This window comes from Micromonospora sp. DT201, assembly GCF_049841575.1.
GTDB lineage: Bacteria > Actinomycetota > Actinomycetes > Mycobacteriales > Micromonosporaceae > Micromonospora.
In genome coordinates this window covers 64,148-82,949 of sequence record NZ_JBNCKP010000008.1, presented here as the reverse complement: position 1 = coordinate 82,949, position 18,802 = coordinate 64,148, and the positions used below count along the sequence as shown (strand labels likewise).

Genomic DNA, 18,802 nt, shown 5'->3' with positions numbered 1-18,802 from the left:
GCCCGCACCCGGGACCTGTCCGAATCGCGGGTTGATGCTCGCCGAGCGGACCCGCCACCACGGTGTACGGGGTCCGGGGTAGGCCAGGGCCGTTCCCCGATGTGACCGCCTCGTCACGCACCTAACGTCAGCACCGTTGACAGAGGGTTGACGTGACAGGGGGACCCGAGATGGGCAACAGACCGGTGACGGTGCGGTTGGCGCGGTGGAGCGCCGAGCACCCGTGGCGGGCGGTCGCACTGTGGGCCGTGTTCGTGGCGGTGTGCTTCGTCGGCGGCAACGCCGCCGGCCTCAACGAGGCCACCAGCGGCGACCAGGCGATCGGCGAGGCGGGTCGCGCCAGCCTCATCGTGGATGCCGCCAACTTCGACGACCCGGCCGTGGACAACGTCCTCATCACCTCGCCGGGCGGTGTGCTGGACCAGACGGCGGCGAAGGCAGCGGCCGACGACGCGGCGGCCCGCCTGCGTACGGTCACCGGCGTCGCGGAGGTGGGTCAGCCGATCACCGCCCGGGACGGCTCGGCGCTGCTGCTGCCGATCACCATGTCCGGCGACCCGGAGACCGCCTCGGAGCGGGTGCAGCCTCTGCGCGACGTCACCGCCTCCGTGCAGACCGCGCACCCGCAGCTGCGCATCGAGCAGGTCGGCGGGCCGTCGATCGGCCAGGCCCTCGACGACACCCTGGGCAAGGACTTCAAGCGCGCCGAGTTGCTCAGCCTGCCGGTCACCCTGGCGATCCTGATCATCGCGTTCGGCGCGCTGATCGCGGCCAGTGTGCCGGTGCTGCTGGCGCTCTCCTCTGTCGCCGCCGCGATGGGCCTGTCCACGCTCGCCTCGCACCTGGTGCCGGCCACCGACACGACGGCACCCGTGATCCTGCTGATCGGCATGGCGGTCGGGGTCGACTACTCGCTGTTCTACGTCCGCCGAGAGCGGGAGGAACGGGCCAAGGGCCGCTCCGGCCTGGACGCGGTGGAGATCGCCGCCGAAACCTCCGGGCACGCCGTGGTGGTCTCCGGCATCGCGGTGATCATTGCGATGGCCGGGCTGCTGCTCGCCGGTGACGTGGTCTTCTCGTCCCTGGCCATCGGCTCGATCCTGGTGGTCGCCGTCGCGGTGATCGGCTCACTGACCGTGCTGCCCGCCCTGCTGGCCAAACTCGGCCGTTGGGTCGACCGGCCCCGGGTGCCGCTGCTCTGGCGGCTGACCGCGCCGCGTACGGGCCGACACGGCGAGCCACGCTCGCCCCGGCTCTGGCCGGCGCTGCTCCGGCCGGCGCTGCGCGCCCCGGTGGTGACGCTGGTTATCTCGGTCGGCCTGCTGCTCGTGCTGGCCGCGCCGGCGCTCGGCATGAAGCTGAAGTTCCCCGGCATGGAGGACCTGCCGCGCACCACGCCGGCAATGCAGGCGTACGACCGGCTCACCGCCGCTTTCCCGAGCACCGGCACCAACCACGTGGTGGCCGTCCGCGCACCGGCCGAGCAGGCCGATCGGGTCCGCGCCGCCCTCACCGACCTGTCCACCCGAGCCTCCGGCGATCCGCTGTTCGCCCCGACCGAGGCGGACGGCCCGAAGATCGAGGTGTCGGCCGACCGGCGGGTGTCGGTGCTGGACGTCGCCACCCCGTACTCCAGCCGGGACGACCGGTCGGTGCAGTCGCTGGAGAAGCTGCGCGAAGACCTGGTCCCGGCCGAACTGCGGAGCATCCCCGGGATCGAGTACGCGGTCGGCGGCAGCGTGGCCGGGAGTGAGGACTACGCACAGCACATTCGGAAGAAGTTGCCGCTGGTGATGGGCTTCGTGCTGGTGCTGACCTTCCTGGTCATGGTGCTCACCTTCCGGTCGGTGGTGGTCGCGGCAAGCTCGATCGCGTTGAACCTGCTCTCCGCCGGTGCCGCGTACGGGCTGTTGGTGCTGATCTTTCAGGGCGAGTGGGCCGAGGGGCTGCTCGGCTTCACGTCGATGGGCGCGATCGTGTCCTGGCTGCCGTTGTTCCTCTTCGTGGTCCTCTTCGGCCTCTCGATGGACTACCACGTGTTCGTGGTCAGTCGGATCCGCGAGGGGATCCGGGCCGGCATGGCCAACCGCGACGCCGTGTCGTACGGGATCACTTCCTCGGCCGGGGTGGTGACCAGTGCGGCGATCGTGATGGTCGGGGTGTTCTCGATCTTCGCCACGCTGAGCACGATCGACATGAAGCAGCTCGGCATCGGTCTGGCGGCGGCGATCCTGCTGGACGCCACGATCATCCGCGGAGTGGTGCTACCAGCGTTGATGACCCTGCTCGGCGACGCCAACTGGTGGGCCCCGCGTTTCCTGCGCCAGCGCCCGGCACCCGCCCCCGTCGAGCCGCCCGCATCTGCCCCGGAGCTGGTGCCGGTCCCCTAACCGCCCCTCCGCCCCGCCCCACCCCAGCCCGCCCCAGCCCAGCCCCCGCCCCACCCCCCGCCCCACCCCCCGCCCCCACCCCTCGCCCCGCGATCTTGCACTTTCCGTCGCGACAAAGCGGGCCAACCCCGCCGAATCGACGACCGAAAGTGCAAGATCGCGGGCTGGGGTGGGGTGGGCTGGGCTGGGGTGGGGTGGGGTGGGTTGGGTTGGGTTGGGGTGGGTTGGGGTGGGTTGGGGTTAGGGCAGCGGGCAGGCTTCCCGCCAGGCATCCAAGTCGCGGTCCTTGCGGATCGAGGCGAAGCCGTAGCCGACGGTGGTCACGCAGAAGTCGTCGGTTGGGCCGGCGTACTCGACGTGGAAGACCGGCTTGCCCGCGTCGGCGAACGGCAGCAGTTTGGCGCACTGATGTAGCCGGATACACTCCTCGTTGACCGTGAAGTCGAAATCCGGGGCCAGCGCCGCGAGCTGCGGCACGTCGTTGACCAGCCCAGGGGAGAGGCTCAGCGAACGGGCCAGCTGAGCGAGTCGGCGGTTGAACAGCAACTGGTCGTCGAAGTCGAGCGGGAAGCCGGTGCGAGACGCGTACCCGTCGGCGTCGGCGAGCGCCACCGCACCGAAGCCCTTGCCCCGGCACAGCCGGAACCGGTCGGCCAGGACCGGCTCCAGTGCGTCCCAGCCCCGGACGTCCAGCCACCGACTGTCGGGTCGGCGAGCCGAAGTGCCCTGCACGACGTCCGGGAACCGGCTGGCGTCCGGGTCGGCGGAGCGGACCGAACCGATGTGCACCTGGCAGATCAGCCGGCGGTCCCGGGAACGCAGCTCGGCGGTCTGCGCGGCTGTGGTGGTCACCGGATCGAGCAGGAAGACATCCGCGTCCACCGTCGGGTCGAGCGGGCCGCTGAGCTGCCACTGCCACTGCCAGTGGCGGGCCTGTGCGGCCGGCCACGGGGTGGGCGCGCCGGGCGGGGTCAGTTCGGGTCGACACCCGTACGCCGGCACCACCAGGACGAGTACGACGCTCACCGACAGGACGCGGCGCAGTGGGCGTACGGCGGCGCGTCGCCGCGGCCGGATCCGCATCGGCAGCTCCCGGGTCCCGGACGGCCCGTCGCCGCCCTCACCGATACGCCGCCCCCACGTTCCGGCCCGGCGTACCTCACCGGGTCAAACGAGCGCGGGGGCGCGAACGACGCGCGGTCAGCGGGGTGCTGCGAAGACCTGCGTCCAGTACGGCCCGTTGCTGCTGGCGATGCCGACACCGATCTCGGTGAACGCGCAGTTCAGGATGTTGGCCCGGTGCCCGGAGCTGTTCATCCAGGCGTCCATCACTGCGGCCGGGGTCTTCTGGTTCCAGGCCACGTTCTCGCCGTACGTGCGCCATGCGTAGCCGACCCGGTCCAGCCGGACACCGGAGTCGCTGCCGTCGCTGCCGGTGTGCGACATGTTCTGGTGGTCGGCCTGATCCTGGCTGTGCCGCTGGGCGGCGGTCATCAGCTTGTCGTCGATGCTCAGCGCGTTGCAGCCGGCCTTGGCCCGCTCGGCGTTGACCAGGTCCACCACCTCGCGGGCCTGGGCGCTGACGGTGCCGCTGGAGCCGCTGGAGCCGCTGGAACCGCTGCTCGTGCTCGGCGCGCTGGTACGCGGAGCGCTGCGGCGCGACGCGGCGGTCGAACGTGACGACTCTGGGGTGGGCTTGACGGTCTTGCTCGGTGACGGGCTCGGCCGGGTCGGGCTGGGCGTGCTGGTCGGGGAGGGTGCGGCGAGGGTGTCGAGGACCGGCGGCTCGGTCGGTGCCGCCGACGCGGCGAAGGTGTCGTCGACCGCCGTCGGCTGACTGGCCCCGTCGTCACCGCCGGGCAGTGCGAGCGCGCCGACGCCGAAACTCACCACGAGGGTGGCTGCCGCGGCGGCGCCACCGATCATGATCGGCCGTCGCCAGCGGCGGGGGGAGCGATGCCGCCCCTCGCCCGGCCGGCCGGCACCGGCGCGCGAGCCATCGGCCGTCTCCGGGTCAGCGTCGGTGTGCCAGCGCCCGGTGGCCGCCTCGGCCGGGCCGGTGCGGTGCCAGCCGTCGGTGGTCGCCTCGACCGGGCCGGTGCGGTGCCAGCCGTCGGTCGGCTCGTGCTCCGGCCGGTGTGCCGGCCAAGGGGTGTCGGCCGACCCCGCGCGGGTCGCCGGGTCCGGCTGCCGGCCGGCCGGGGGCTGCTCCCAGTGCGGTTGTTCGGCGGGCTCGTCGGGGCCGTCACCGAACAGGTAGGCCGAGCGGGGCTCCGGGCGGTCGTGCAGCCAGGTCGGCTCGTCGGTCTGCCGCTCGGCGCGCCGGCGGGCGCCGTTCGGGTCCATCGGGTCGGTCCAGCCGTGCACGCCAATGCCTCCATCAGTCGGTTGCGGGCCGGGGTGACGCTACGGCGCGCCCGCGACCTGCGGCAACGTGGCTAAGGAAGAGTTAAGGGGAAGTCGGACGCCGGGGTGCGGACTTCCGCGGATCCGGGCGTACAGTAAAGGTGTCCGGACAGAGCGTGTCCGTGCCTTTGAGGCAGCCCCCGGCAAGTGGACAGGTCGACGTGGAGATGATCTACGGCCTGCGAGAACTTGACGGAGGAGGGGTTTGCGGCTCAATATATAGGTGTCGCCAGTCGCGCCCGGTCATGCCCAGATACAGCCTGGAATGACAGCCGCGTACAAATTGGGCGCGCGTTGGCCGGCCTTTCCGGCAGCGCATATCAAGGAGTCAGCATGGCGAAGGCCCTCTACGGCCACGTAGGTGCAGCGCCCGACCGGCGTCTGCTCGACGAGGTCACCCGACTGCGTGCCAGGGTTCAGGCACTGGAGTTCGAGATCACGCGTCTGCGTGCCGACAATGATCGGCTCGCGGCGGCTGCGGCGGAGGCGGACGATCTGCTCCGTCTGGCCGAGCCGGCGCTGACCTGATCTCCGCGTCGACAAAACTGAATCGCACTATCGCAAAATGCGCGCCGACACGTCTGTGCCGGCGCGCAACACTGTCCGGCACCTTTCGGTGCCGACGATTTACGATCTTGTGTTCGATCGCGTCGGAACCATGCCGACCGTGAGCGAATAGCGCGCCGACCGATAAGCCGATCATGAACGGCCCTTGTCTTTTTCGCGGCCGACGGAACAACAGCGCGCCCTCGACCGACGCGACCCGGGGCGGGTCGCGTGCCGGCCCGCTCCCGCCTCCGGGTTAGTCTGCGAGTTCACCCAGGTCCCCACAGCCGGCGACGGTACGGCGGCCACCGGACGAGGATCGAGAAGGTGTATCTCAAGAGCCTGACGGTGAAGGGGTTCAAATCCTTCGCCTCTGCCACGACGTTGAAGCTGGAGCCCGGGATCACCTGCGTGGTGGGCCCGAACGGCTCGGGCAAGTCCAACGTCGTCGACGCCATCGCCTGGGTCCTCGGCGAGCAGGGCGCCAAGGCCCTGCGCGGCGGCAAGATGGAGGACGTCATCTTCGCCGGCACCGCCGGCCGGGCGCCGCTGGGTCGCGCTGAGGTCACCCTCACCATCGACAACACCGACGGCGCGCTGCCGATCGAGTACACCGAGGTCTCCATCACCCGCCGGATGTTCCGCTCTGGCGAGAGCGAGTACGAGATCAACGGCAACACCTGCCGGTTGCTCGACATCCAGGAGCTGCTGTCCGACTCCGGCATCGGCCGGGAGATGCACATCATCGTCGGGCAGGGCCGACTCGACGGCATGCTGCACGCCAAGCCGGAAGACCGCCGGGCGTTCATCGAGGAGGCGGCTGGCGTCCTCAAGCATCGCAAGCGCAAGGAAAAGGCCCTGCGCAAGCTCGACGCGATGCAGACCAACCTCAACCGCCTCGGCGACCTCACCGCCGAGCTGCGCCGCCAGCTCAAGCCGCTGGGCCGGCAGGCGGAGGTCGCCCGGCGTGCCGCCGCCATCCAGGCCAACCTGCGCGACGCCCGACTTCGGCTACTCGCCGACGACCTGGCCACCCTGCGTACCACTCTCGACCGGGAGATCGCCGACGAGACGGCGCTGCGGGAGCGGCGCGAGCAGATCGAGGGCGAGCACGCCGAGGTGCAGGGCCGGCTCGGCGAGCTGGAGGCCGCGCTGGCCGAGGACGCTCCGCTGCTCGCCGCTGCCCAGGACACCTGGTACAAGCTGTCGGCCCTGCAGGAACGCTTCCGCTCGATCGAGCAGTTGGCCCGGGAACGGCTGCGGCACCTCAGCGCCAGCGGCGACGACGAGCGGCCCGGCCGCGACCCGGACCAGCTGGAGGCCGAGGCGGAACGCGTCCGCGAGCAGGAGGAGGAGCTGCGCGGGGCGCTCACCGACGACCAGATCCGGCTGGCCGAGGCGGTCGAGCACCGCCAGGACCTGGAACGACAGCTTGCCGCCGCCGAGCGGGAGCTGGTCGCCGCCGCCAAGGCCATCGCCGACCGGCGGGAGGGGATGGCGCGGCTCACCGGTCAGGTCAACTCTGCACGGGCCCGGACCACCAGCGCCGGTGAGGAGATCGAACGGCTCGCCGTCGCGCACGCCGACGCGTTGGGCCGCGCCGAGCAGGCGCAGGCCGACCTGGACGCAGTGGCCGCCCAGTCCACCGAGGCCGACCGGGACAACGCCGACCTGGACGCCCGGCACGCCGAGGCGGTTGCCGTGCAGGAGCGGGCGCAGGCCACCGTGCGATCGCTGGCCGACGCCGAGCGGACGGCGGAGAAGGACGCTGCCACCTGGAAAGCCCGGGAGGAGGCGCTCGCACTGGGGCTGCGCCGCAAGGACGGCGCGGGTGCGCTGCTCTCCCGCGCCGGCGAGGTGCCTGGCCTGCTCGGCAGCCTCGCTGGGCTGCTCACCGTCGCGCCGGGCCACGAGGCCGCGCTGGCCGCCGCGCTCGGCGGTCTCGCCGATGCGGTCGCTGTCAGCGGGGTGGACGAGGCTGTCGAGGCAATGCGGCTGCTGAAGATCTCCGACGCCGGCCGGGCCGGTCTGCTCGTCGGCAGCCCGGCGGGGCCTGGCATGACCGGCTCCGCGGACGCGCTGCGCCCGAAGCTGCCCGATGAGGCCCGCTGGGCCCCCGACCTGGTCGAGTGCAGCGCCGAGCTGCGTCCGGCGGTGCACCGGGCACTGCGGGACGTGGTGCTCGTCGATGATCTCGCCGCTGCGGCCGAGTTGGTCGCCAGCAACCCCGAGTTACGGGCGGTCACCCCGGACGGTGACGTGGTCGGGGCGTACGCGGCGGCTGGCGGGTCGGCCAAGGCCCCGAGCTACATCGAGGTGCAGGCGGCCGTCGAGGAGGCCCGTACCAACCGGCTGACCGCCGAGCATGGCGGCGCGGAGTTGCGTGACCAGCTCGTCGAGGCGCGTGCCGAGGTGGCCGCCGCCAAGGATGCCGTGCAGCACGCCGCCGCCGAGAAACGCGAGGCGGAGAGCCACCGCAACGCCGCGGCCCGCCGGCTGGCCGAGTTGGGCGCGGCGGCGCGTTCCGCGAAGGCGGAGACCGACCGCCTGGGTGAATCCCGAGCCCGCGCCGAGGCGGCCCGGCAGCGGGACCTCACCACGCTCGACGAGTTGGCGGAGCGGCTGCGGCTGGCCGAGGAGACCCCGGTCGACGCCGAGCCCTCCACCGAGGAGCGGGACCAGCTCGCCGCCATGGTGCCGCAGGCACGGCAGAACGAGATGGAGGTCCGGCTCGCGGTGCGTACCGCCGAGGAGCGCGTCTCCTCGATCGCCGGCCGGGCCGACTCGCTGGCCCGGCAGGCCACCGCGGAGCGGGCCGCCCGGGAACGCGCTGCGGCGCGGCGGGCAGCGCGGACCCGGGGCGCGGGCATCGCCCGGGCCGTCGCCGGTGGCGCCCGGGAGGCGCTCACCCGGCTCACCACCTCGATCGCGACGGCCGAGGAGCACCGCGACGCCGTCGCCCTGGAACGCGCCGCGCGCGAGGCAGAGCTGCAGGAGGTACGCGGTGCGGCCAAGCGGCTCGGCGCGGAGTTGGAGCGGCTGACCAGCCAGGTGCACCGTGACGAGGTGGCCCGTGCGGAGCAGCGGCTGCGCATCGAGCAGTTGGAGGCGAAGGCCGCCGAGGACTTCGGGTTGGACGTGGAGACGCTTGTCGCCGAGTACGGCCCTGCTCAGCCCGTCCCGCCTACCCAGGTCGATGTCGCGGCGGCCGAACGCGACGGCCTGCCGGTGCCCGAGCCGGTGCGCTACGAGCGGCCGGTGCAGGAGAAGCGGGCGGCCAAGGCGGAACGCGAGTTGGCCCTGCTCGGTAAGGTCAACCCGCTCGCGTTGGAGGAGTTCGCCGCACTGGAGGAGCGCTACAAGTTCCTCTCCGAGCAGCTGGAGGATCTCAAGGCCACCCGTCGGGACCTGCTCACCGTGGTCAAGGACGTGGACGAGCGGATCCTGGAGGTCTTCGCCAGCGCGTTCGAGGACACTGCGCGGGAGTTCGAGCAGGTGTTCACCGTGCTCTTCCCCGGTGGCGAGGGCCGGCTGATCCTTACCGACCCCGACGACCTGCTCACCACCGGTGTCGAGGTGGAGGCCCGCCCGCCGGGCAAGAAGATCAAGCGACTGTCTCTGCTCTCCGGTGGCGAGCGGTCGCTGACCGCGGTGGCCATGCTGGTGGCGATCTTCCGCGCCCGGCCCAGCCCGTTCTACATCATGGACGAGGTGGAGGCGGCCCTGGACGACGTGAACCTGGGCCGTTTGATCACGTTGCTGGCACAGTTGCGGGAGAAGAGCCAGCTGATCGTCATCACGCACCAGAAGCGGACGATGGAGATCGCCGACGCGCTCTACGGAGTGACCATGCGCAGCGGGGTCACCCAGGTGATCAGTCAACGGCTCAATCGGGCCGACGAGGACGACCAGCGGCACAGCCGCGGCGAGGAGAACGGGTAGTGGCTCGGGAACGCGCGACGGCGCTCCTGCTGGACTTCGACGGTGTACTGCGCCGGTGGGACCCGGCGGTGGCCGCCGTTGTCGAGCGGGAGTACGGCCTCTCCGCGGGGGTGCTCGGCGAGATCGCCATGCAGTGGGGGCGGCTCCAGCCGGTGCTCACCGGTCAGGTCAGCCACGCCGAATGGATGAGCAGCGTGGCCGACGCGCTCGCCGAGCCGGCCGGTGGCCCGGACCGGGCCCGCGCTGCGGTGGAGCAGTGGCAGCGCTACCGGGGTGAGGTGGACACCGAGGTGCTCGACTTCGTCCGTGAGGTGCGTGCCGCCGGGATCAGGGTCGGCCTGGCCACCAACGCCACCGACCTGCTCGACGCCGATCTGGCCGCCCTCGGTCTGGTCGGCGAGCTGGACGTGGTGGTCAACTCGTCGACGCTCGGGGTGCACAAGCCCGCTCCGGACTACTTCCAGGCTGCCTGCGTGGCCCTGGCCACCCCGCCGGCCCGGGTCCTCTTCGTCGACGACGAGGACTGGGCCGTGCGAGGTGCCCGATCCGCCGGGCTGTCGGCGCACCGCTGGGGCGGCCACGCCGACCTGCGTTACCTGCGGGCGGCTCTGGACTACTGAGCGCCGGTCACTCGCCGGTGACGCCGTCGATGCGTTCCCGGATCAGGTCGGCGTGGCCGTTGTGCCGGGCGTACTCCTCGATCATGTGCACGTACACCCAGCGCAGGTTGAACGTGCGCTTCTTGGCGCTGACCTCGGTGAACGTCTCGTCGAGTGCGTGGCCGGCGGCGGCCTCGCGGGCCAGCGCCACCTCGCGGTGGAAGATGGCGAAGTCGGCCTCGGCGTCAGCGTCGCTGACGTCGTGGTCGGCGTCCGGCGTCTCCGGGGTGAAGTACGGGTAGTCGACCTGCTCGCCGGCGAAGTTCTCCCGGAACCACCACATCTCGACCTCGGCCAGGTGCCGGACCAGACCGAGCAGCGTCAGCCCGGATGGCTCCACGCTCGGCGTACGCAACTGCTCCTCGGTCAAACCGGCGCATTTGTGCAGGAGCGTCTGACGGTGGTAGTCGAGCCAGCCGTCGAGCATGGTGCGCTCGTCGCCGACGTACGGTTCGGGGGTCCGGGTGATCTCCGGTGCGATCCAGGTCATGCCGCGCATCTTGCCCGGCTTCCCGACATGCCGCGACGGGTTATCAGGGCACCACGACGACGGGCCAGTGGCCGGTGCGGACCAGGCGGGTGGCGACCGAGCCGACCAACCGGTGACCGGCCTGCTCGGAGGCACCCACCAACACCATGTCGGCCTGGAACTCGTCGGCTGCCGCGCACAGTTCGCCGTACGCGTCGCCGCGCCGGAACAGGAAGGTCAGTGGAATGCCCCACTGCTCGGCCCAGCGCCGGCACTCCCGACGCAGATCGTTGGCCAACTCGTCGTGGGTGCGCTGAAGCGCGCCGGCGTCCATCCCGGGCACCAGCGCGCTCAGTCCGTTCGCCGAGCTGACGAAGACCACCAGCAGGGCGGCGCCCTGCCGGCGGGCCAGGCCGGCGGCGTAGGAGCCGGCCCGCTCGGAGGTGCGGGTGCCGTCGACGCCCACCATGATCACCCGCGGGCCGTCCGTGCCCCGTTCGAAGGGCAGCGGGCGGGTCCGGGGACCGTACTCCTCGCGGTCCGCTGCTCCCACGCTCATGGCTCTACCTCACCTCTGCTCGCCGGTACGGATCACGGGTGAACCAGCGCCGGCAGCGACTGTCGATTCCCGCTCGGCCTCGCCGGAAACCGGGTTGCCGTTGTGCTGTCGCAGTGGGACCTCCTTGATGAAGCTCACCGCGATCAGCGCGATCAGCGCGAAGGGTGCGGCGGTCAGGAAGATGTCACCGGCACCGTGGCCGTACGCGCCCTCCACCACTGCCCGCAGCGGGCCGGGCAGGGTGTGCACGTCGGGCAGGGTGCCACTGCTGCCCGAGCTGGACGCGGGGATGCCAAGCTGGGCCAGCCCGTCGGCGGTGTAGCCCTTGACCTTGTGGGCGAGCACCGCGCCGAGCGCGGAGACACCGATCGCGCCGCCGAGGCTGCGGAAGAATGCCACCACCGAGCTGGCGGCGCCGAGCTCGTGCGGGCCGACGGTGTTCTGCACGGCGAGGACCAGGTTCTGCATGGTCAGACCCAGGCCGACGCCGATCAGCACCATGTAGACACTGAGCAGGGTGAAGCTGGTGTCCGCGCGCAGCGTGCCCATGAGCGCGAAGCCGATGGTGAGCAGCGCCGAGCCGGTCACCAGGAACCGCTTCCAACGGCCGGTCTTGGTGATGATCCGCCCGCCCACCGTGGAGGCGACCAGCAGGCCGAGGATCATCGGCAGGGTCATCAGGCCGGCCATGGTCGGGCTCTCGCCACGGCTGATCTGGAAGTACTGGCCGAGGAAGATCGACGCGCCGAACATGCCCACGCCGACCGCGATGCTCGCGATGACGGCGAGGAAGATGGTGCGCTTGCGGAACAGCCGCGGCGGGATCATCGGCTCGGCTGCCCGGGTCTCCACCCGGATCGCCAGCGCGCCGAGGAGCAGGCCACCGATCACCATGGCGGCGGTCTGCCAGGAGGCCCAGGCGAACTGGTTACCGGCGAGCGAGACCCAGATCAGCAGCACCGAGACGGCCGCGGTGATCAGGGTGGCGCCCCACCAGTCGATCTCGGCCTTCCGCTTGATCACCGGCAGGTGCAGGGTCTTCTGCAGCACGATCAGCGCGACGATGGCGAACGGCACGCCGACGTAGAAGCACCAGCGCCAGCCGAGCCAGGAGGTGTCGACGATCACGCCGCCGATCAGCGGGCCGCCGATGGTGCCGACGGCCATCACGGCACCGAGGTAGCCGCTGTAGCGACCCCGCTCGCGCGGCGCGATCATCGTGGCCATGATCACCTGGGCGAGCGCGGTGAGGCCACCGGCGCCGACGCCCTGCAGCACGCGGCAGGCGATCAGCTCGCCGGTGCCCTGCGCGAGGCCGGCCAGCACCGAGCCCAGCACGTAGATCCCCAGGGCGAGCTGCACGAGGGTCTTCTTGCTGGTCAGGTCGGCCATCTTGCCCCAGATGGGGGTGGTCGCGGTGGTCGCGAGCAGGGCCGAGGTCACTACCCAGGTGTACGCGGACTGGCCGCCGTGCAGTTCGGTGATGATCCGCGGCAGCGCGTTCGAGATGACCGTAGAGGAGAGGATCGCGACGAACAGGCCCAGCAGCAGGCCGGAGAGCGCCTCCAGGATCTGCCGGTGGGTCATGTTGACGGCGGTCGCCCGAGTGGGCGCTGTCGCCTGGCTCATCGTTTGTTGCCTCCGAGCGGAGTAGAGGTGGAACGGCGGCGAGCTGTGTACGCGGGTCGCCTGAGAGTTGCCTGAAGCAACCGTATGCCTTGGTTGCCTGAAGCAACAACTTGTGCGAGCGGTGCGCCATTCCCCGTCCTCGGGGCGTCACTGCCAGGAGTCGTTGAAACGGCCGAGCAGTCGAGCGAACTCCTCGATGTCCCGCTCCGGCCAGCCGTCCAGGGCGCGTAAGAACTCGCCCAACCGGGCGGATCTGGCCACGTCGAACCGGCGTTGGCCCTCATCGGTCATGCTGATCTGGGCGGCCCGCCGATCGCTCGGATCCGGGTCGCGGTGGACCAGACCGAGCACCTCCAGCGCGTTGATCTGCCGGCTCAGCGTCCCCTTGCCCACACCGAGCCGCGACGCCAACTCGGTCAACCGAATCGACCCACTGCGCCGCAACCAGAGCAACAGCCCATAGGTGTTCGGCTCAAGGTTCGGGTGCACTTCTCGGGCGATTTCCCACGAAACCGCCCGCCCGCGACGCAGCAGAGCTGTCAATTCGTGCTCGACTGCCCGGATCGGCTCCGGCAGGTGCTCGTCCACGGCGTAGAGAGTACGGGTGACGTTGCTCAGTCGGCATCGGAGAGCTGGCGGTGCATCACTCGGCGTAGGTGACCGTCGCTCGTCGTGCCCTCGATGGTCACCTCGGCCGCCCGGCCCTCATGGGTCAGGGTGGCGACGGCGTTGCCGAAGTAGGGGCCGGCCAGCTTGTGCCACCGCACCTTGGGGCGGCGGACACCCGCCGAGCGGGCCAGCGCCCGAGTGGCCCCCGCCGGGCCGGACGACCAGCCCAACCGCATCAGCGGACGGATGCCGGCCGGCACCTGGTTGTGGATCGGCGAGCAGGTGAGCTGGTGCACCGGAGTGACCACCGCCGGGTCGAGGAACCGGGCCCGAGCCACGTACGAGTGGTGCACATCCCCGGAGAGCACACTGATCGACGCCGGCGGGGCGTACGCCGGACCGGCACCGACCCGCGCGCCAGACTGCGTCGGGGTGCCGGTCCCGATACGGGCGAAAGTCTCCGCGAGTGCCTCGAAGGAACGCCGGAACGCCGCCCAGTGCTCCAGATCCAGTGCGCGGCGCAGCCTCTCAGCCCCCCGTGCCACCCAGGGGCGACGCGACTCGGCCAGCTTCTCGTTCCACGCCTCGATGTGATGGATGCCCTGCGGGAGCAGCCAGGGCAGCGAAGCGCCGACCACCAGGTGGTCGTAGACCCCGTGCGCCTGGTCGAGGAACCAGGACCACTCGCCGGGCGGCAGCATGGCCCGACTGCCCGCGTCGAGCACCCGGCTGCACCGGTTGTCCAGCATGACCAGGCGGGTGCGGCCCAGGTCCAGTGCGTAACTCCACTGGTACTGCACCGTGCGCCAGCGTTCGGTGTCGTGCGCCAGGTCCGATTCCTGATCGACCCGGTGCCCGAACTCGCGCAACACGCCCGTGGCGTCCTCGGCGGCGGAGACCTTGGCGAAGACCGGATCGGCGGCGATCTCGTCGGGGGAGAGGTTGCCCAGGTGCTGGTAGACCCAGTACGACGCGAGCCCACTGCCGATCCGCTCCTGCCACCACGGCTGTTCGCGCACCTCCGCACGCCAGGCTGCCGAGGTGTTCCAGTCATCGATGATCTCGTGGTCGTCGAAGATCATCACGCTCGGCACGGTGGAGAGCAGCCAGCGGATCTCCGGATCACGCCAGGACTCCAGGTAGAGCTTGGTGTACTCGTCGAAGCTCACCACCTGGTCGGCCGGGGCGTCCTTCGGACGCCGCCGCCGCCGACGCAGCAGCCGGCGCACCGTGGGCGAGGTGACGTCGGCGTAGACCTGGTCACCGAGCAGCACCAGCAGGTCAGGGAGCGGGTTCGACTCCGGGTCGGCCATCAACCGCCGGGCGTACGCGTCCAGGGCGTCCGGCGGCAGCTTCCTGGTGGTGGCGTGCTGGGTGGTCTCCCGACAGGAGCCGAAGATCAGGCTGACCGGCTGGTCCCGGTCATCGGCGGCCCGGGTGCGGATCACGCTCGGCGGGAACCCGCTGCCCGCCACCGGCCAGACCAACTCATCGTCGACCAGCACCTCGTAGGTGGTCTCGCTGTCCGGGGTGAGCCCCTCCACCACCACGAGGGCGTAGTGGTGGTCGTACGCCGAGAAGGTGGGCGCGGTGCCGGTGGCGCCGCTGGCGGTGCGGACGGTGACCACGGCGGGCGCGGCCGTCTCCACCCAGACGGTGGCCCGGGTGTCCACCACTCGCCGCAGAAGTGGGCCGATGAGGAGGTGTGCGGCGGGCATGCGGCCGAGCCTACCGCCGCTTCCTGGCACCGCCCGGGGGGCGGTGGCTGAGACTCCGGGCGGCGCTCGGGGTGCGGTGGCTGGGACGCCGCCGCCCGCATCTGACAGGATTCCGGCATGGCCGAATATCTCGTCCTCGCTCTGGTCCTGCTCGGTGTGCTGATCGCCGGCACAGTCGGGCTGGTCGTGCCGCGATTGCGGCGGCGGCCCGAGCCGCCGCTGCCGCGCACCGAGGTCGACACCAGAGCTGAGGAAGACCTCGCCGGCCCGCCGGTCGAGGCACCGGAGTCGGATCTGTCCACCGGTGTCCTGATCGAGCCGCCACCGGTGCTTGAGGCACCCGTGGAGGTGCCCGAGCCGACCGCCGGGCGTCTGGTCCGGCTCCGCTCGCGTCTGTCGCGCTCGCAGAACGTCTTCGGCAAGGGCCTGCTCGGCCTGCTCGCCCGCGACCACCTCGACGAGGACGTCTGGGAGGAGATCGAGGACAGCCTGATCACCGCCGACGTCGGCGTCGACGCCACCCGCGACATCGTCGACCGGCTCCGCGAGCGGACCAAGGTGCTCGGCACCCGCTCGGCCTCCGAGCTGCGGGCACTGCTCGCCGCCGAGTTGGTCAACGCGCTCGACCCGAGCCTGGACCGGTCGTTGCGGACCGCCCCGAAGGACGGCGTGCCGGCCGTGGTCCTGGTCGTCGGCGTCAACGGCGCAGGCAAGACCACCACCTGCGGCAAGATCGCCCGGGTGCTGGTGGCCGACGGCCGTAGCGTGCTGCTCGGCGCCGCGGACACGTTCCGCGCCGCCGCCGCCGACCAGTTGGAGACCTGGGGCTCGCGCGTCGGTGCGGAAACCGTCCGTGGGCCCGAGGCCGCCGACCCCGCCAGCGTCGCCTTCGACGCGGTCAAGCGCGGCATCGACACCGGCGTGGACACCGTGCTCATCGACACCGCTGGCCGCCTGCAGAACAAGGTCGGCCTGATGGACGAACTGGGCAAGGTCAAGCGCGTGGTGGAGAAGCAGGGCCCGATCGACGAGACCCTGCTCATCCTGGACGCCACAACAGGGCAGAACGGCCTGGAACAGGCCCGGGTCTTCACCGAGGTGGTCAACGTGACAGGTGTGGTCCTGACCAAGCTCGACGGCACCGCCAAGGGCGGCATCGTGATCGCCGTCCAGCGCAAGCTCGGCATCCCCGTGAAGCTGGTCGGCCTCGGCGAAGGCAAGGACGACCTGGCCCCGTTCGACCCGGCGCAGTTCGTTGACGCGTTGCTGGGGACCGAGGCCGCCGGACGGGACGCGTAGTCTCGGGTGACCAGTGACAACCGCGCGTACGCGGGCTGGCGAGAGCCCGGACACCCTTCGCAGCGCCTCGGGAGACCGTACGTGACTTCGCAGGAGATCCCGCTGCACGGCGGCAACGTGAGCACCGTCGTCCGTGTCGGTGACACGGTCCGCCGCAACGCCGGGCCGTGGACACCATCCGTGCACGCCCTGCTGCGCCACCTGGAGTACGTGGGTTTCACCGGCGCACCACGAGCGCTCGGCATGGACGAGCGCAACCGTGAGGTCCTGTCGTACCTGGAGGGGGAGTGCGGAGAATATCCGCTCGCCCCGCACTGGGTGACCGATGAGGCGCTGGTCACCGTCGCCACCATGCTGCGGATGTTCCACGACGCGCAGTACGGCTTCACTCCGCAACCGGGGGCGGTCTGGCGTTCGTTCGGGCCCCCGCCGCCGGACACCGAGGTGATCTGCCACCACGACGCCGCGCCGCACAACGTGATCTGGCGGCCGGACGGCACCCTCGGGCTGATCGACTTCGACCTCGCCTCGCCCGGAGCGCGGATCTACGACGTGGCGTACGCGGCCTGGACCTGGGTGCCGATCTTCGCGGACCGGGACTCGATCACGCTGGGCTGGAAGCACCCGGACCGGCCGCGCCGGCTACGGCTCTTCGCCGACGCGTACGGGCTGATCCCGCGGGACCGGCACCGGCTGATCCGCACCATCCGCAAAAGGATCGTGGACCACGTCGAGGGGATCCGCCGAATGGCCGCCGCCGGTGAGCCGGCGTTCGTCCGGATCGTGCACAAGGGTCACCTGCGCCGGCCGATGCGCGATCTGCGGCTGCTCGACTACGAGCGGCACGCCCTGGAGAACGCCCTCCGCTGAGCGCCGACCGGTCGATGCTCGGCCGGTCCCGGCAAGCGGACCGGTCGATGCGAGTGGCCAGTCAGTCATCGACGTTCGCCGTCCGGGCGATCCACCACCGTCCATGCCGCCTAGTGTGCAGAGTTCGTGACACGTACGAAACAACCCGTCACGGAACGGAAACCCGCACGGGACCTTGGGTGAAACAGCCGGCCGCGAAGCTTCCGCGCAACCGGCCAACGGGCGACGCTGCCCCGGAAAGCCGCGAAGGAGGACTTCACCTTTAGGAGGCCAGCGTGCCTGAAGCACCGACGATCGACGGCGCCAATACCACTTGGCTGCTGGTTTCGACCGCGCTCGTGCTGCTCATGACCCCCGGACTGGCGCTGTTCTACGGCGGCCTCAACCGGGCCAAGGGCGTACTCAACATGATGATGATGAGCTTCTCGGCTATCGGGCTCATCTCAATTCTGTGGTGGTTCTACGGATTCAGCGTCGCCTTCGGGACCGACGTGAACGGCTTCTTGGGCAACCCGGGCACGTACTTCGGCACCAAGACCTTCCTCGCCGAGACCGACCTGTGGGGCGCCACGGCGGAGAACCCCAGCGGCATCGGGATTCCGCTCTACGTGTTCATGGCCTTCCAGATGGTCTTCGCGGTCATCACCGTCGCGCTGATCAGTGGTGCCATCGCCGACCGGGCCAAGTTCGCCGGCTGGCTGCTGTTCGCGTTCGGCTGGGCCACCCTGGTCTACTTCCCGGTCGCGCACTGGGTGTGGGGCGGCGGCTTCATCGGCGGCGGTGCCGAAGGGCTGCACATCCACGCACTGGACTTCGCCGGTGGCACGGCGGTGCACATCAACGCCGGTGCGGCGGCCCTGGCCGTGGCTCTGGTGCTCGGCAAGCGGCTCGGTTGGCCGCGCGAGGGCATGAAGCCGCACAACATCCCGCTGGTCGCGCTCGGTGCCGGTCTGCTGTGGTTCGGCTGGTTCGGATTCAACGCCGGCTCGGAGCTGACCGTCGACTCGGTCGCCGGCCTCGCCTTCATCAACACCCAGCTCGCCACGGCGGCGGCGGTGCTCGGCTGGATCGCGGTCGAGTGGGTCAAGACCCGTAAGCCGACGATGGTCGGTGCCTCGTCCGGCGCCGTCGCCGGCCTGGTCGCCATCACCCCGGCCTGTGGTTTCATCGCACCGTGGGCGTCCGTCCTGCTCGGCATCGTCGCCGGTGCCGTGTGTGCGCTCGCCGTCAGCCTGAAGTACAAGCTCGGCTACGACGACTCCCTCGACGTGGTCGGCGTGCACTTCGTCGGTGGCTGGATCGGCTCGCTCTGGCTCGGTCTCTTCGCCACCAACTCGGTCAACGCCGCGATCACCGACGTGGTGGGTGGCTCCGACGGCCTCTTCTACGGCGGCGGCGTCACCCAGCTCGGGCGGCAGGCCCTCGCCGGCCTGATCGTCACCGTCTGGTCGTTCGGCATCGCCTGGGTGCTCGCCTTCGGCATCGAGAAGACGATCGGCTTCCGCGTCAAGGCCGAGGCCGAGGTCGAGGGCATCGATATCGGCGAGCACGCCGAGAGCAGCTACGACCTGTCCCCGGCCGGCGGCGGCACGGGCAGCGCGTTCGCGATGGCTGGCATCGGCACCCCCGGTGGCGGCACGACGAGCGCCGCCAAGCCGGAGGCGGACTCCGCCGAGCCGGTCAGCGAAAAGGTCGCCGGTTAACGT

The 18,802-nt window shown here is 71.0% G+C and carries 14 protein-coding genes; 7 read left to right on the top strand and 7 right to left on the bottom strand.

Annotation, left to right across the window (positions count from 1 at the left end; all coding sequences use genetic code 11):
* Nucleotides 1–170 precede the first annotated feature (170 nt).
* A complete protein-coding gene (locus ACLQ28_RS15950) occupies nt 171–2,390 on the top strand; it encodes an MMPL family transporter (protein WP_425687047.1) in 2,220 nt (739 codons plus the stop codon).
* A gap of 240 nt (nt 2,391–2,630) precedes the next feature.
* Here the strand turns inward: ACLQ28_RS15950 and ACLQ28_RS15945 are convergent, their stop codons facing one another.
* Both ACLQ28_RS15945 and ACLQ28_RS15940 read right to left on the bottom strand, forming a co-directional pair.
* The gene (locus ACLQ28_RS15945; protein ID WP_425687046.1) at nt 2,631–3,473 is read right to left on the bottom strand and encodes an endo alpha-1,4 polygalactosaminidase; all 843 of its coding nucleotides are present in this window, start codon (nt 3,471–3,473) and stop codon (nt 2,631–2,633) included.
* Nucleotides 3,474–3,590: 117 nt separating this feature from the next.
* Entirely contained in the window at nt 3,591–4,757 is a 1,167-nt protein-coding gene (locus ACLQ28_RS15940) for a CAP domain-containing protein (protein WP_425687045.1), read from the bottom strand.
* A 372-nt stretch (nt 4,758–5,129) separates the two neighbouring features.
* On the opposite strand from ACLQ28_RS15940, the gene ACLQ28_RS15935 reads away from it, so the two are divergent.
* The 3 genes from ACLQ28_RS15935 (at nt 5,130) to ACLQ28_RS15925 (ending at nt 9,904) form a co-directional block, all read left to right on the top strand.
* Complete coding sequence (locus tag ACLQ28_RS15935; RefSeq protein WP_007456482.1) at nt 5,130–5,324, top strand: hypothetical protein; 195 nt, start codon at nt 5,130–5,132, stop codon at nt 5,322–5,324.
* Between the two features lie 345 nt (nt 5,325–5,669).
* Nucleotides 5,670–9,284, top strand: coding sequence for a chromosome segregation protein SMC (gene smc / locus ACLQ28_RS15930; protein WP_425687044.1), 3,615 nt, complete (start codon nt 5,670–5,672; stop codon nt 9,282–9,284).
* Nucleotides 9,284–9,904 carry an HAD family hydrolase gene (locus ACLQ28_RS15925; RefSeq protein WP_425687043.1) on the top strand — a complete coding sequence of 207 codons (621 nt, stop codon included), beginning with the start codon at nt 9,284–9,286 and terminating at the stop codon, nt 9,902–9,904. Before smc ends, ACLQ28_RS15925 begins: the two co-directional genes overlap by 1 nt.
* A 7-nt stretch (nt 9,905–9,911) precedes the next feature.
* Here ACLQ28_RS15925 and ACLQ28_RS15920 read toward each other — a convergent pair whose 3' ends face one another.
* The 5 genes from ACLQ28_RS15920 to ACLQ28_RS15900 form a co-directional block, all read right to left on the bottom strand.
* Complete coding sequence (locus ACLQ28_RS15920) at nt 9,912–10,433, bottom strand: DinB family protein (RefSeq protein ID WP_425687042.1); 522 nt, start codon at nt 10,431–10,433, stop codon at nt 9,912–9,914.
* 43 nt (nt 10,434–10,476) lie between these two features.
* On the bottom strand, nt 10,477–10,971 hold the full coding sequence (locus ACLQ28_RS15915; protein ID WP_425687041.1) for a universal stress protein: 495 nt from the start codon (nt 10,969–10,971) through the stop codon (nt 10,477–10,479).
* Between the two features lie 9 nt (nt 10,972–10,980).
* Nucleotides 10,981–12,600, bottom strand: a complete 1,620-nt coding sequence (locus ACLQ28_RS15910; RefSeq protein WP_425687040.1) for an MDR family MFS transporter — start codon at nt 12,598–12,600, stop codon at nt 10,981–10,983.
* Between the two features lie 147 nt (nt 12,601–12,747).
* Nucleotides 12,748–13,188 carry a MarR family winged helix-turn-helix transcriptional regulator gene (locus tag ACLQ28_RS15905; protein WP_425687039.1) on the bottom strand — a complete coding sequence of 147 codons (441 nt, stop codon included), beginning with the start codon at nt 13,186–13,188 and terminating at the stop codon, nt 12,748–12,750.
* 26 nt (nt 13,189–13,214) lie between these two features.
* Nucleotides 13,215–14,927: an alkaline phosphatase D family protein gene (locus tag ACLQ28_RS15900; protein WP_425687038.1), complete on the bottom strand. Its 1,713-nt coding sequence runs from the start codon at nt 14,925–14,927 to the stop codon at nt 13,215–13,217.
* A gap of 117 nt (nt 14,928–15,044) precedes the next feature.
* Here ACLQ28_RS15900 and ftsY point away from each other — a divergent pair, with 117 nt between their 5' ends.
* The 3 genes from ftsY (at nt 15,045) to ACLQ28_RS15885 (ending at nt 18,799) form a co-directional block, all read left to right on the top strand.
* Nucleotides 15,045–16,226: a signal recognition particle-docking protein FtsY gene (gene ftsY, locus ACLQ28_RS15895; RefSeq protein WP_425687037.1), complete on the top strand. Its 1,182-nt coding sequence runs from the start codon at nt 15,045–15,047 to the stop codon at nt 16,224–16,226.
* 6 nt (nt 16,227–16,232) lie between these two features.
* Nucleotides 16,233–17,096, top strand: a complete 864-nt coding sequence (locus tag ACLQ28_RS15890) for an aminoglycoside phosphotransferase family protein (protein ID WP_425687036.1) — start codon at nt 16,233–16,235, stop codon at nt 17,094–17,096.
* A gap of 275 nt (nt 17,097–17,371) precedes the next feature.
* The gene (locus tag ACLQ28_RS15885; RefSeq protein WP_425687035.1) at nt 17,372–18,799 is read left to right on the top strand and encodes an ammonium transporter; all 1,428 of its coding nucleotides are present in this window, start codon (nt 17,372–17,374) and stop codon (nt 18,797–18,799) included.
* Nucleotides 18,800–18,802: the final 3 nt, after the last annotated feature.

Excerpts from the sequence above, each read along its gene's own strand:
- ACLQ28_RS15950 (WP_425687047.1), top strand. The coding sequence starts at position 171 with ATGGGCAACAGACCGGTGACGGTGCGGTTGGCGCGGTGGAGCGCCGAG.
- ACLQ28_RS15945 (WP_425687046.1), bottom strand. The coding sequence starts at position 3,473 with ATGCGGATCCGGCCGCGGCGACGCGCCGCCGTACGCCCACTGCGCCGC.
- ACLQ28_RS15935 (WP_007456482.1), top strand. The coding sequence starts at position 5,130 with ATGGCGAAGGCCCTCTACGGCCACGTAGGTGCAGCGCCCGACCGGCGT.
- ACLQ28_RS15920 (WP_425687042.1), bottom strand. The coding sequence starts at position 10,433 with ATGACCTGGATCGCACCGGAGATCACCCGGACCCCCGAACCGTACGTC.
- ACLQ28_RS15915 (WP_425687041.1), bottom strand. The coding sequence starts at position 10,971 with ATGAGCGTGGGAGCAGCGGACCGCGAGGAGTACGGTCCCCGGACCCGC.
- ACLQ28_RS15910 (WP_425687040.1), bottom strand. The coding sequence starts at position 12,600 with ATGAGCCAGGCGACAGCGCCCACTCGGGCGACCGCCGTCAACATGACC.
- ACLQ28_RS15900 (WP_425687038.1), bottom strand. The coding sequence starts at position 14,927 with ATGCCCGCCGCACACCTCCTCATCGGCCCACTTCTGCGGCGAGTGGTG.
- ftsY (WP_425687037.1), top strand. The coding sequence starts at position 15,045 with ATGGCCGAATATCTCGTCCTCGCTCTGGTCCTGCTCGGTGTGCTGATC.